Here is a 14,098-nt window from a genome sequence, read left to right as displayed (position 1 = left end):
TTGTAATAAAAGTATTAAAAGATTAAGGGGTGAGTCTATGGCTTCAAAAACTTCGGTAGAGTGTATAGGAAGTATTACTAAGCTTAGCACTGAGGAGATGACAGAAGCAGTAAAGGAACTTAGAGATAATGTTAAGGAGTTTCAAAATTGTAGAAATAAAATAGAAAGCATAACATCGGAGTTACTTTCAACCTGGATAGGTAATGCTAGAAATTCTTATGAGATAGAATACAATTTACTAAAAAGAAATTTAAAGGACATTGAGGATGATTTATATGATTTATATGATGGCATTGTTGAGAGTATAGCAGCTTATATGGAAACGGATGAGAAGATAGCAAAAAATATAGAGGGTAATTCTTAGAAAAATATGTTCATGAAGGAGAATTCTCAGAAATATATATTCGTAAAGGGAAATTCTCGGAAATATATGTCCGAAAACTCAGTTAATTATATTTCATTATAATAAATTGGTAATGTGGAGGTGTATATATGGCTGAATCATTGTACTATGTTAGGTGTAGAATTAGGTCTATAAGAAATGCAATTAGAAATAAAAAACAGTATATTAGACAAAAAAACAGAAGATTAGAAGATATTGATGAAGCAATTAGTTCATTTTATAGAGTTAATAATTGCATTATGGATATAAATGGGCCCTTATATAATGGTTTTAGTTGCTTAAAATGTGCAGTAGCAGTAGATGGAAAATGTGCAGTTTCAACAGATTCAACTTCTTTAAAGGAAAAAAGCACTAATTCTGATTATAGAATTAGTGTTGCAATAGATAAATTAAATAAGGAAAGAAATGTGGTTAGAAATGAAATTATCTCAGCTACAAATGAACTAAATTCACTAAATTATAGGTTAAGTACATTCAAATAAATAACAAGTCAGTATGCTAGTCTATTTTCCGTCATACTGCGTTAGCAGAACCCGCCGATAGTCCTACTAGCGACGGAACCTGCTTCCTTGTCTGACACAAAATATACTAGCATCTTTGACTTGGTATTTCTTTTCATGTACTTTAGAGGAATTAAAAGATGAAGAAAGACGTTTAGTAAATAAAAAGATTTTTGGAGGTGATTAATATATGTCAACACTTAAAGTGACTTATAGAGAACTTTCACTTGGAAGTAAATATATTAAAAAAACAGCCAGCGAACTTGAAAATTATGCTTCAAAAATGGAAAGAGGGGTATCAAGGAAAATTAGCAATATCTCAGGAGGTCAAAGCTGTAGGACAAATGATGCCTTTTATGAAACTCAGCTGAAGATAAAAGAGTTAAGAGAAAAGGGTGAAAAGTTCCATAATTATGCTGCCCAAATTGATAATTTTCATAATAAAGTTAAAGAAACTGATAAAAACGTTGCAAAACAGATAAAAGAAGCTACAGCTGACTTTGCTAATAGAAATGGATTTAAAATAGGAAAAGTTTCAGCCTTTTTTGAAAACTTAGCCGTTAACTCTATAAACTCAACTTCCTTAGGAAGATGGGTAAAAACTGTCTACAACAAAGTGGAAAATAAAGTTAATGACTGGAAAACTGAAATAAAGCATTGGTTTAGAACTGGTGGAGGAAAATATGTAAAGGATATTGCTCTATCAATATTGGCAATAGGAGTAGCCGTTTTTACTATAGTAACTGCAGGAGTAGGGATACTAGCAATATTAGCTGTAGTAGGAGCAGTAATAGCAATATCAAATGGGGTAACAAATATTATTGCAAGTGGTTTGGCATATGGCAAAAACAAAGAAGATCCAGCATGGGCTCATAGATATGGGAAAATAGATAAATTAAGTGATTTCTTACGAAAAGAAGGATATGAGGAACCAGCAGCTATATTGGACATAACGGAAGGTGTTACTACAATAGTAACAAGCATTACATCAATAGGACAATTAGGCAGAAAGTTAACAGATTCTCTAGGCAATAAAGGTTTTATATCTATTAAGAATTTATTTGGGAACAGTACTGATGAGACAGTAGGAATATTAGGTAATAAATTTATGGTCAAAGGAGATAAAAAGTTTAAAGTTACAATAAAAAGTTTCTATAAAGGTTCGAAATCAATTTTTACTGATAGTAATTTTAGAAAAGCCATAGGTGAAAATAATAAGTTGTTTAAAGATGAGTTAATAGATACGTTTAAATATATCAAGATGAACACGAAACACAGCGGATATGTTTTAAAGGATTTAGTAAAAGAAAATAAATATCAAAAGTTACGTTCAAAAAAAATAATATCAAATTTTATTAAGAATGATATAAAAAATGCATTTAAAAATAAAGGATATAAAATAAAGAAAGAGATTATTCCCGATTTTTCCAAATTGGATAAATTAAACAATGCAAATATGTTAGGCATAAAATTAAAATTTAATTCTAAAATAGGAAAAGGATTTAAACATGCAATAATTGGATTAAATAAAGCAGATATAGTATATGAAACAGGAAAAAATATACGTAATGGAAATATATTTATTCCTAATATTGCCTCGTTCCATTCTAATTTAAATAAAATAAGCAAATCCCTTAAAGATATAAAAATTAAACGTTATAAACTTGTATTTAATTAAAGAGTGAAGTAAAAGAAAGGAGAAAATTTATATGAAACAATATTATCCTGATCCAAAATTAAAAAGAAAATTACAAAGGACACAATATAAGAAACATCCAAAGTGGCATAAGAGGAAGTGGGTAAGAAGAATACTTTTATTGCTTGCACCAATAGGGGGTATACTATCGTTTTTTCGTTACAGGTTTGAAAATGGTATGTTTGCTCAAGATGGAGTTGACGGGATTGTAAGAGTTACCACTGCAGTAAGCATGGGGATTTTTGCTAGTATACCATACTTTGTGTATCGGAAAGCATTAGAAGGAAGCTGTGAATGCGTAGTAAACTATAGAGAACATGATACCGTGGTAATTACAGATGAAGATATAAAATATATATACCATCCAAGTAATCGAGATAATATAAAGTTGTTCCATCAATTTGAAATTAAGTTTAATGATATAACAAAGATGATATATAACACATATCATCAGAGGGTAGATATTTATGGTAAACAAAAGGAGATATATTATAGTGATGTTACGACAGGTGAGATAGGTAGGACAGAAGAGGTGGATAAACCAGATGAGAGAATAAGACTATACCTATACTTTGAAGGCAATGAAGAAATTCTAAAAACATTAGAAGAAAAGAGCGGAGTTCAGATGGAAAAGAGGGATTATCCAGAGGAGTAGATAAAAAAATATATATGAGCTAATGGTGCAGAAGATATATTAGTAAATTAATGAGAGGAAAAGAAATGATAAAAGAATATAAAGTAGATAAGGAAAAATTTCAAGAAATATATGATACTCAATATAAAAAGCATCCTAAATGGAAAAGAACAGCATGGATAAGGAAAGGAATCATTATAATGACTATAATAAGTCCTATTTGCATAGAAATTTATGGGTATAGGGTTATGGGAAGATTCAAGTTATTTTCTGATTATTTTTTTATAGCAATAGGAGTTATATGGACATTACTAATGATATTAGTTGGGTATATAAGAATACTTAGGTTCAAATGTGATGACATAGTTAATTTTAAACTAAATGAAAGCTTAATTTTAAAAGACGAGTATTTTGAAAATGGGTACAAACCTAATGGGGAAGGGATTTCAACAACATATGATGTAATGCAAGTAAGGTATGACGAAATAGAGAGGTTGGTTTTAAATAAGTATCACAATAGGTTAAGATTGTACGCAAATATAAAGGACACAAGATATGATGATTATGAAAAAGGAGAAAAGGATTATTCAGTTAAAGAAAAAGCTAGAATGGCGTTTTATTTGTACTATGAAAACAGCGAGGAATTTGTGAGAACTCTTTCGGAAAAAAGCGGGGTAGAGATTGAAATAAGGGATTATTCGGAGGAATAGAGGGGGGAGTTTATATGAAACAATATTATCCTGATCCAGAATTAAAAAGAAAATTACAAAGGACACAATATAAGAAACATCCAAAGTGGCATAAGAGGAAGTGGGTAAGAAGAATACTTTTATTGCTTGCACCAATAGGGGGAATAGCATTCTTTTGCTATTTTAATATTGGTAGAACTGTAAGAGTAAATGAGGATAACTCTATCTATAAGCATGGGGATTTTTGCTAGTATACCATATTTCGTATATCGCAAGGCATTAGAAGGAAGCTGTGAATGCGTAGTAAACTATAGAGAACATGATACCGTGGTGATTACAGATGAAGATATAAAATATATATACCATCCAAGTAATCAATATAACATAAATATATTTCAACAATTAGAAACACGATATGAAAATATAACAAGGATGATATATAGCACGTATCATCAAAGGATTGATATTTATGGTAAAAGGAGAGAGATATGGTATTGCGATTATAGTAAAGGAAAATATACAAGAAATAAAAATGTTAATAAGCCTGATACTAGAATAAGACTATACCTATACTTTGAAGGCAATGAAGAAATTCTAAAAACATTAGAAGAAAAGAGTGGAGTTCAGATGGAAAAGAGGGATTATCCAGAGGAGTAGAAAAAATATATTAGTAAAAAAAAGTAAAATATTATGGAAAAGTGGTGAATATATATGGAATAAATGTTAAAATAAAGATATTATAGAAGAGTGTTGCAAATTAATGAAAGGAAAAGTAATGATAAAAGAATACTTAGATTCAAAGGTGATGACATAGTTAATTTTAAATTAAATGAAAGCTTAATTTTATAAGACGAGTGTTTTCAAAATGGGTATAATTTATAAAATGTTGTAGCAAAAGACTTCAATGCATATAGATATCATTGGTTAACAGATAAATAAAGGAGGAAATGCGAATATGGAAATACCAGAAATATCAGAAGCTATTGAATTAAATCAGCAGGGGAGTATGCTACTGGCAAAGGAAAAATATCAGGAAGCTTTAAAATATTTCGAAAAAGCAAGAGAAATAGATCCCATGGAGGTAGAAACTTATTTTAATTTAGGAAATCTCTATGCCAATATGGAGCAATACGAAAAAGCTGAGGAACAGTTTAAGAAGATAATATTAATAGATAAGAAAAATGGACTAGTCTATTTTAACTTAGGTAATATTAGTTTTCTTAGAGATAATATTGAGAAGGGAGTAGAATATTACAATAAAGCAGTGGCTAATGGCTATGAAGAGGCAAATCTTTATTATAATTTAGGAATGGTTTATGAAGAAACAGATAATTTTTTATTTGCAGTTAGAAATTATTCAAAAGCAATTGCAAAGGAGCCGCTAAATCCTGAATATAGACTGAAACAAATTTCGTTATATATAAAAAATGATAAATTAGATGAAGCGTTAGAGGCATTAGAAGAATTAAATCAATATTGTCCGGATATATTTGAGGGATATCACTTTAGATTTGAGATATACTGTGCTCAAGGAAAATTTGAAGAAGCAGAAAAAGTTATTAATGGAGCTATTGAATTATTTCCAAAGGATGTTTCGTTATTCTACAACAAGATTAGATTAATTAATATACAGGGGGATTATGAAAATGCCTTAACAATGATAGAAGAAGCTGAAAAAATGGAAGGTTTTGAAGTAGAGGCAAGAAATTTAGATTTTGAAAGAGCAAAAATATATGCTCAAAAAGAAGATGTTGAAAGTACTATTAATTATTTGGAAAAGTGTATTAACTATGAAGATGGAGAAATAGATTACGAAGTAAGATACTTTATAATGAATGCTTATTTAGCAGCTAACAATTATGAAAAAGTACTTGAGAATGCAGAGGTATTAGCAAAAGAAGAAGATGGAGAAAGTTCATATATAATGTCAGCTATATATTATAGAGCTTTAAGCCTTAAAATGCTAGGCAGAGAAGAGGAAGCAAAAAAACACTATAAAGAAGCATGCAAACTATTTAGAGCAATTACTATATCAAGTCCTAATAATCTTGACGCATATATGTTCAGAATATTGTGTCATAAAGATTTAAAGGAATATGCTAAGGCATTGGAGCTTTTAGATTATGTATTATTGTTAAAAGAAGATAGTGGAGAGGTATATGCTATTAAAGCTTCTATTTATAAAGAAATGGGTGATGAGAAAAAGGCAGAAGAAAATATGGAAATTGCTAAAAAGTATAATAGTGTGTTTGATATGAATTTTAATTAAAAGGGTGATTATATGGAGGATTTTAAAATAGATACAGATGCTTTAAAAAAAGCTGCAGGAGAATACGAAAAACAATTAGAAAATTTAGAAACCATAAAATTGAAAATAGATAGAATTTTATTTAGCTTGAAGTATAGTGGGTGGGATAGTGAAGCAGGAGAAGCTTGTATGAAAAAATTTGATGATAAATTAGCTAAGGAGATTGATAAGTATATTAAAGTGGTTAATTTTTTAGATGGTGTTTTAAGCGGTTCTCAAATCCAGTTTGAAAGTTTAATAGAGGAAGCTAATAAATTAAAATCCATAGGTTAAATCCGCTAAGCGGTTTTAAATATTAAATTTTTGGGAGGTATTTTATATGTCACAAATTAGAATTACACCACAGGAATTATATGACGGATCTAATAAGATAAAAGGAATAGCAAATTCTATAATGCAGGATTTAAAAACATTAAAGTCTACAGTAGATCAGGTAGCAAATAACTGGGAAGGTGCAGCTCAGAGTAGTTATGTACAAAGCTTTGAACAAATATATTCAGAGTTTGTAAAAACATTCCCGCCAACAGTAGAAGGATTAGCAAATCAAATGAATGGAGCAGCAGAAAATTTAGAACAAACAGATGCAGAATTAGCAAAAATTTTTTCATCAAAATAAATTACAAAGGGCATGTTGCATTAAGAAATTTCATAATTCCACTGCATTGTACCTTATTGTGGGTTAATCATTATATTTAAAAATGGCTTGAAACTGTATTGTTTCGTTTAGAAAATTTTAATATAGATTTCAAATTACCAATTGCAGCTGGCATAATATATTGTAGTGTTTATTCTTGGTGCAACAACACTCCCTATGTAATTTAAAAAGGAGAATGTTCAATGGAAAACCAGGTAGTAGAGTTTATAAGTAAAATATATACAGAAGGAGAATCGCCACATCCAACCATAAGAAAACTAACTAAAGGTACATTAATTATAATTGGTGTACTTTGCTTATTTGAGATATGGCTAGGTGACTTTTCATTAGATCGAACCAAAATAACAGCTGTAATCTTATGTATATTTGTATTAACTAGAACAAGACCAGTTGCTGGATATAAGAGTATAGTTACAAAAGTTGAGTTGAATGAGGAGGCAATTACAATACTATATGATGGTTTAGATAGAAGCGATAAAATGGGACCAAGAGTAGAGAAGACAAAAGTGCAATATGAAAATATAACTAAACTTGAGTATAGCACTCCATTAAGATGTTTAAACATTCAAGGATTCCCAATGGAATCAATAAGATACTTAAAACAACCTAGTGAAAAAGAATTTGTAAAAGATTATTTTGATAAAAAAGAAGAAAAAAGGACACTTCTATATGTTGCAGGCCAAGAAAAAGAAAAAATAGTAAATATTCTTAAAGAAAAAACAGGAAAGAAAATTACTGAGTTAAATTAAGGAGGGAACATCCATAGATTTGTTTACATAAACCTATGGATGTAACTATAAAATGTGAAATAAAAGTTAAAATTCCCAAAAAAATTTTTATTTAATTTTTAGTTGTAAATTTATATCTAGGAAAGTTGAATATATAAGTTATTTGTAGAAAAAAGATAGTAGTTTATCTATTGTACTTGTAATTCAATCTATAAAAGTGTTGTTAACATCACTACTGCATAAATAACATTTATTATTCCTGAAACCAAACCAGCAATAGCAAAGCCTTTTCCTTTTTCATTATTTGTTTTGATTTGTGATAATGCAATTGATGAGAAAACAATGGCTAGTGTTCCAATGATTCCAAAAAGGTTTAAAAACCAAGAGATTATACCTAAAACTAAACCAGTTATAGCAAATACATTTGTTGATTTTGGTTGGAAATTTTGATTATCATTCCAAAGTTTGTTATTATTATCCACTTAAATGCCTCCTTTTTAATTATACCTTAGTCATAGAAAAACAATACTTTTATATTCTTATGAATTTTAAAATTTTATTATAACCTTCTTCATTTTTCATTTTGGTTATTTTAGACACATTAAAATAAATAACAAGTAATTATGCTAGTCTATTTTGCGTCATACTGCGTCAGCAGAACCCACCTATAGTCTACTAGCGGCGGAAACTGCTTCCTTGTCTGACACAAAATATACTTGCATTTTTGACTTGTTATTTATTTTCATGTACTTTATGAAGATAGAATAAATAAAAACAAAAGCCACATAGGTAAATTTTAATATTTTTTAACCTATGTGGCCTTGTATTTATTGTAGTTAAACTATTTTGTTTAACTTATTTTTGTTTATATTTATTTAACTTATTTTTACTCATATTTATTTGTATTTGTATTTTTTGTCTGTATTTTATGGAGAATTTGTGAAAACCACCGTTGTTTATCTCGGTGCTAGTTCACATAAGTAAGACATAATTATTAATAATGGCAAATAATTGGAGTTCCAGCTTTAATATTTTCAAAAATAGTTTTTGCCAATTCATAAGGACAATTTACACATCCATGAGAACCTTTTTTTTCATATATTTTTCCACCAAATTCTTTTCTCCAAGTAGCATCATGCATACCAATACCTCCATTAAAAGGCATCCAAAAACTAACTGGTGTGGCATAATCCTCTCCTTTTAAGGTAGCATCCTTTTCTTTATAACTTAATTTATAAACGCCTTCTGGGGTAATGGTTTTTTTAACCATACTGCCAGTAACCACATCTCCATCTATTACAAGAGCACCGTCTTTATAAAACCATAAATGCTGTTTTGTTAGGTCAATTTCTACATAGGAATTACCTATTTCATTAGGGGCACTACTACTTGGTATTTGAGAATATGAAGGTTTTTTATTTACAGCTTTACCTTCTTTTATAGCTTGTACTAAATTTTCTACTTCTTTTGACCTGTTAATTTTCCAGCCGTAGTTTCCGCCGTTTACTTTTATATGTGTACCTGATGCGGTAACAAAATCTTTTGCTTTTCCTACTGTATCGTAAGTATATGCTAAATTATTTATATATGTCCATATTTTTTGCTTGTCTATAGAAACATTAAAATTTTCATCCACTTTGATTAAATCTTTTATTATAGAGTTATCAAATACCTCTTTATTTCCTCTAATGTCAAAGGTTACTGTTGATTGCAAATATTTATTCATGGTCTTTTGAGCGTCTACAACTTCTTTTGACTTTGAAGTATATTTTGGATTTTCATAGCAATTGCTTTTTTCTAAATTTATAACATTTTTATTATTAATTATTGCATCTTTTATTTCTTTATATAGTGTATCTTTAATAACCTTATTTCCCATAGTTTCTTTTACAATTTTATAGCCCTTGTCAGTATAGTTTAAACTTGCATTTTTAGGGTTTGTTATTGCATTTTCATTAAAAAAGGACATTTTATCAATAAATTCTTTTAATAGTTTTTCATCATAAGAAATAGTCCTAGATACTTCATATTGTTTTCTTTTAAAAATGCCTCCAAGCAAATTAAAGGGATTTTGATCTTTTTTTAATTTTTTAATTTCATCATTAGGATTATATTTAAGATTAAAATCTTTTGTTGAAATCTTCTCCTTAGTTCCATTTCTCCCTTCTAACTGTAATGTATAATTTTTTACTTCAGTTTCTAGTTCTTTAGTGACCTGTTCTACAGTTTTATTGGAAGCCTTAACACCATTAATAGTAGTTCTTAATTGAAAGTGATTTCTAAAATATAATACCGTACATAAATAGATTATAACTACGCCCAATAATATAAAACTAGGTCTAATATGATTTTTTCCTTTGCGTTTCTTTTGTCTACTCATTCAAAATATGCCTCCTAAACATTAATTACTATTATAATATATAACATTTCATACTAGGTTATCAATGAAAAAGGTGGCGGTTAAGAATTTTATTTTAAAAATAGAGAAAAACGTAGAAAAATTAAGTATAGCTTAGCTATTATCTGATTATGGCGCAAAAGGGAAATAGAAACATGGTTAAGTATTATTTTGCTATTATTCTCCTGCTTAAGATATAACAGAATCCATCTAAAGGAAATCTTTCTTGCTCTAGATTATTCATGCCTGAGGATAAAATGGAGGTGCCTGTTTTTATTATATCTCCATTTCCTTTATATCTTATTCTAGAATAGGTTAATGCCTGTTGACCTGTTAGAGTGTATGTGCCAGGAGATGATATTTTAGTGGAGTTATATGCGTCTTTGTTGGTTTTAGATATAGTGTCTTTTCCTACCTTACCTAAAAGTGATATACCGTAAGCGCCTACAAATACTATTATTGCAACAACAACTGCAAATACGGATATAAGTATCTTTGTACTCTTTTTCATTTTTTTCAAGTTTAACACCCCTTTGAGTTTTAAATAAGATAAGCTATTTTAAACGTTTTTCAAATGTACATGGTTAATTATAGCATTAATAAGCAATACAAGAGTGAAGCTTTTGGAAAGTTTTAGAGAGTTTTATAGAAAGTTTTAGGGACGGTTAAGAAGATTTCTATATATTAATTCCTGAAGAAATATAGAAATTCTTAACTGTCCCTATTAAATCTTTTACATTACTTCTTTTATGAATTAATCGTGCTAGTAAACTCTATCAGTAAATTTCTTAGCAAGTTATCACTGCTAATTTAATTTTTTTCATCTGGAGTGTTATTAAGTAAGCTCTCTGCAGCAGCTATTAATTGTGATACATAATCTTTGGAAATATCAGCATTGTTTCTAAAATCCTCGGATATAGATAAGGTCTGTTCTGCATTGCTAGTGGTTTCTTCAGCAATGGCAGTAAGGGATTCTAGGGAATCTAATATGATTTTAGCGGAAGAAGATATTTCGTTGATTCGTTCATCTACTTCATCTACTTTACTGCTAACGGTGTTTCCGTCAGATTTTATTATATTTAATATTTTTTCTGTTTCATCCACTAATTTATTTTGTTCAACATTAATATCTAAAAGTTCATTGATAAATTTAGAAGATTTAATAACTTCATTATTTAAATCGGATATGATGTCAGAGATATTGTTAGTGGCTTCTTTACTAGCATCTGCAAGTCGTCTAATTTCTTCTGCCACTACTGCAAAGCCTCGGCCACTTTCTCCAGCTCTAGCTGCTTCTATAGCTGCATTTAGTGATAATAAATTTATTTGTTCAGCTATATCTGTTATCATATTTGTTATGTCTTTGATATTTTCAGCAGAATCTTTAAGTTTAACAGAACTATTTTGTACCTGTGAGTTTTTGTTTTCTATAAGTTTTGCAGTTTTAGAAAGTTCATCTACTATTTTTAATCCTTCTATCAGATTTTTATGGTTTTGGTCTGTACTTTCTTTTACCTGCTGTGATATTTTAACTGTATTGTCTATCTTGTCCTCAATAACTTCTATAGATCTACTTTGCTCTTGAATATTTTCAGTGGTATTTTCGGCACCAGAAGCTATTTCTGCTACAGCGTTATGAACAATGCTAGATGAACCTTTGATTTTATCCATTATTTCATTTAAATTGCTGGAATTTTTGTTGATGATTTTAACCATTTGTATTATATCTTCTATGACTTTTTTTTGATCAGTATTTACCTTATAACTTATTTCTTTTTCAGCTTCTACCTCTTTAGCTTTGTCTCCCCCAAATTTAGTAACTATAATGGTTATAAATATAAATAGGCATAATACTACTAATAAGAAAGCTGCATTATGGAGAAATTCAGGTTCGGTTTTATGAATTACCACCCATATAACATTAGATATTAGTGTGCCTATTATTGGAAATACTAATTTTTTTACATCTAGGTATAAGCTTAATGTTATTATTAAAGGTAAAACTAAAATGTTGGAATATTTTAATTGCGATGCTAGAAGTATTATTAAATAAGATATGGAAAAGCATACAGAAATAACATGGCATAGAATATAGCTTTCCTTGTTTCTTAAATATATAATACTAGAAACTATTAATGAAACAACAAAAAAGCAGCTTCCTACTATTGTGTAGTTCATAGAAATTAAATTTCTAGAGTTACATACAAAGAAGCCTAAGGTATAGAACAAACCTATAACCCAAGTTGAAATAAGGAAATATTTGTTTTCTTTACTGGTAACTTTACGTTTTGATAAATTCATTTTTATCCTCCTCAAAACTTATGACAAAGTATTTTGATTAAATGGTAGAGTGTTAATATATAATATTATAAATATATATTTATTTATGATTAACCTACAATAGAGTACAATGTAGTGGAATTGCCAAATTTAAACAGTTCCTTTGCTTCTTATGGAAGTCATTCCAGAGAAATTTCATAATTCGAGTAATTTAACACTTTTTGTGGTTAATCATAGTTAAACATATGTTTAAAGTAAAATATATGTTTAAACAAAATAAGGTGCAGTAGTAATAATCGGCAAATCATAATGGTTAATACAAAGTGTATTAGTGGAAACATTTATTATGAAATATATCACTGTTAATATAAAACAAACAGTTAATACAAAATAAAGTATTTATATAATAAATTGATTATGAGTCTAATGTTTTAGAAGAATCTTTTTACTAGTGTTTTAGAGTAAGATGCACATTCCTCAAGGTTTGAGAAACTCATAATTTCTCCCGCATAGAATGTATTTAAGTTTCCTTGCTTTCCTTCTAATTTTTCGTACCACCCATTTTTCATTTCTGTAGAATTTATGTGTGGGAAGTATCTCCAAGTTTTATGTAGTATAACATCCCTTAGGTTAATATTAAATTTACGTAAATCTTCTTCTAGTAGTGCCCTGCATTCTTTATCTCCTATGTTTTGAGAAGAATCCCCTAGAATGTAAAAGGTAAGTATTTGTTCTGGATCATCTTTCCATCTACTTAGGTAAAACATAACATGTCCAGCTCTAGATTGTACCATGTTTTTTGGATAATAGCCTGAGTTTATAGAAAAGTTTTCTACAGTACAGGAATATACGTTATATTGATTAGTTATTATTTTTTCAAAAAGTTCTTTTTCATCGTCATCTATATCCACATAATCATGTAAATCTTGTAATGGAGATGTGAATATTATTTTGTCATATTCTTCTTTACCAAATTCAGTATAGATGTAAACTTTATTGTTTTTCCTTTCTATTTTACTTATAGAGGTGTTTAATCTAGGTCTTTGATCTAAGCTTTCTGCAATTCTTTCACAGAAAATTTCAGTGCCTTCACTCCAAGTCATTATTTTTTTACTAAACATGGATTCCACTGTATCCCAATCTATATATTGAAGCACGTAGGCAGCAGGAATTAAATTAAAATATCCATATCCAAAGGATGTGAAAGGATTTAGCCACACTTTTAAACAGAGAGGTACTTCGTTCATCATGCAAAAATCATAGAAGGTTTCTTTTAAATCTTCGTGAGTATTAGCATGGCCAGGAAGATTATATCCTTTATATTTTGTTTCTAACAAATGTTTCATCTTTGCTAATTGTGCTTGGAATAAAGGCTTTTCTTCTTGAGTTATGCCTACTAATTCTTCACCATTAATATGATTAAATATTTTTGCATTTAGCTTAGGACCGTCCCCTTTAAAATTTAGTTTTTCCATTATATCTAAAATAGTATTGTAATTTATTTCGTCGCCCATAGCTGCGCCCATTTCATATGTACGTCCTTTGAATCTAGGAGAGTGACATTTTCCACCTAATCTTTCCGATTTTTCTAATACGGTTATGTTTTTATAGCCCTTCTCTTTTAAAAACCATGCAACACTCAAACCGGATATGCCTGCTCCTACTATGCATATTTTTTCTAAAAAATTTCTACTCATATATTACTCCTCCTCTAATAAAATATCATAAAAATTATAAATATTCCAAATATAATATAATATTCTATATTTTATATTCGTTAATATGTTTAGGTTACTTTAGGAAAATA

Annotated in this window: 16 protein-coding genes; 11 read left to right on the top strand and 5 right to left on the bottom strand. The window is 28.9% G+C overall.

The window, feature by feature from the left end; all coding sequences use genetic code 11:
- Positions 1-37: 37 nt before the first annotated feature.
- From CC89_RS09645 to CC89_RS09595, 11 genes are all read left to right on the top strand, one after another.
- Positions 38-364, top strand: a complete 327-nt coding sequence (locus CC89_RS09645) for a WXG100 family type VII secretion target (protein WP_035291658.1) — start codon at positions 38-40, stop codon at positions 362-364.
- 128 nt (positions 365-492) lie between these two features.
- Entirely contained in the window at positions 493-885 is a 393-nt protein-coding gene (locus CC89_RS09640; protein WP_035291656.1) for a hypothetical protein, read from the top strand.
- Between the two features lie 208 nt (positions 886-1,093).
- The gene (locus CC89_RS09635) at positions 1,094-2,581 is read left to right on the top strand and encodes a hypothetical protein (protein WP_035291654.1); all 1,488 of its coding nucleotides are present in this window, start codon (positions 1,094-1,096) and stop codon (positions 2,579-2,581) included.
- 31 nt (positions 2,582-2,612) lie between these two features.
- Entirely contained in the window at positions 2,613-3,254 is a 642-nt protein-coding gene (locus CC89_RS09630) for a hypothetical protein (RefSeq protein ID WP_035291652.1), read from the top strand.
- A 65-nt stretch (positions 3,255-3,319) separates the two neighbouring features.
- Positions 3,320-3,943 carry a hypothetical protein gene (locus CC89_RS09625; RefSeq protein WP_035291650.1) on the top strand — a complete coding sequence of 208 codons (624 nt, stop codon included), beginning with the start codon at positions 3,320-3,322 and terminating at the stop codon, positions 3,941-3,943.
- Between the two features lie 14 nt (positions 3,944-3,957).
- Positions 3,958-4,173, top strand: a complete 216-nt coding sequence (locus CC89_RS09620; protein WP_035291648.1) for a hypothetical protein — start codon at positions 3,958-3,960, stop codon at positions 4,171-4,173.
- Positions 4,157-4,579, top strand: a complete 423-nt coding sequence (locus tag CC89_RS09615; RefSeq protein WP_035291647.1) for a hypothetical protein — start codon at positions 4,157-4,159, stop codon at positions 4,577-4,579. Before CC89_RS09620 ends, CC89_RS09615 begins: the two co-directional genes overlap by 17 nt.
- A gap of 298 nt (positions 4,580-4,877) precedes the next feature.
- A complete protein-coding gene (locus CC89_RS09610) occupies positions 4,878-6,191 on the top strand; it encodes a tetratricopeptide repeat protein (protein ID WP_035291645.1) in 1,314 nt (437 codons plus the stop codon).
- 12 nt (positions 6,192-6,203) lie between these two features.
- Positions 6,204-6,503: a hypothetical protein gene (locus CC89_RS09605; protein ID WP_035291643.1), complete on the top strand. Its 300-nt coding sequence runs from the start codon at positions 6,204-6,206 to the stop codon at positions 6,501-6,503.
- Between the two features lie 46 nt (positions 6,504-6,549).
- Complete coding sequence (locus CC89_RS09600) at positions 6,550-6,846, top strand: WXG100 family type VII secretion target (RefSeq protein WP_035291641.1); 297 nt, start codon at positions 6,550-6,552, stop codon at positions 6,844-6,846.
- A gap of 221 nt (positions 6,847-7,067) precedes the next feature.
- The gene (locus CC89_RS09595; protein WP_035291639.1) at positions 7,068-7,634 is read left to right on the top strand and encodes a hypothetical protein; all 567 of its coding nucleotides are present in this window, start codon (positions 7,068-7,070) and stop codon (positions 7,632-7,634) included.
- 188 nt (positions 7,635-7,822) lie between these two features.
- On the opposite strand, the gene CC89_RS09590 is transcribed toward CC89_RS09595, so the two are convergent.
- From CC89_RS09590 to CC89_RS09570, 5 genes are all read right to left on the bottom strand, one after another.
- On the bottom strand, positions 7,823-8,095 hold the full coding sequence (locus tag CC89_RS09590) for a DUF4190 domain-containing protein (RefSeq protein WP_051931669.1): 273 nt from the start codon (positions 8,093-8,095) through the stop codon (positions 7,823-7,825).
- A gap of 512 nt (positions 8,096-8,607) precedes the next feature.
- Positions 8,608-9,993, bottom strand: a complete 1,386-nt coding sequence (locus CC89_RS09585) for a L,D-transpeptidase family protein (RefSeq protein ID WP_035291638.1) — start codon at positions 9,991-9,993, stop codon at positions 8,608-8,610.
- A gap of 184 nt (positions 9,994-10,177) precedes the next feature.
- Entirely contained in the window at positions 10,178-10,531 is a 354-nt protein-coding gene (locus CC89_RS09580) for a hypothetical protein (RefSeq protein WP_035291636.1), read from the bottom strand.
- A 290-nt stretch (positions 10,532-10,821) separates the two neighbouring features.
- Positions 10,822-12,312 carry a methyl-accepting chemotaxis protein gene (locus tag CC89_RS09575; RefSeq protein ID WP_035291633.1) on the bottom strand — a complete coding sequence of 497 codons (1,491 nt, stop codon included), beginning with the start codon at positions 12,310-12,312 and terminating at the stop codon, positions 10,822-10,824.
- A gap of 410 nt (positions 12,313-12,722) precedes the next feature.
- Positions 12,723-13,988: an FAD-dependent oxidoreductase gene (locus tag CC89_RS09570; protein WP_035291630.1), complete on the bottom strand. Its 1,266-nt coding sequence runs from the start codon at positions 13,986-13,988 to the stop codon at positions 12,723-12,725.
- Positions 13,989-14,098 lie beyond the last annotated feature (110 nt).

The sequence above is a fragment of the Clostridium sp. KNHs214 genome (genome assembly GCF_000744935.1).
Classification (GTDB): Bacteria; Bacillota; Clostridia; order Clostridiales; family Clostridiaceae; genus Haloimpatiens.
The sequence above is the reverse complement of the archived record's forward strand: the minus strand, read 5'-3'. Positions and strand labels throughout refer to the sequence as shown.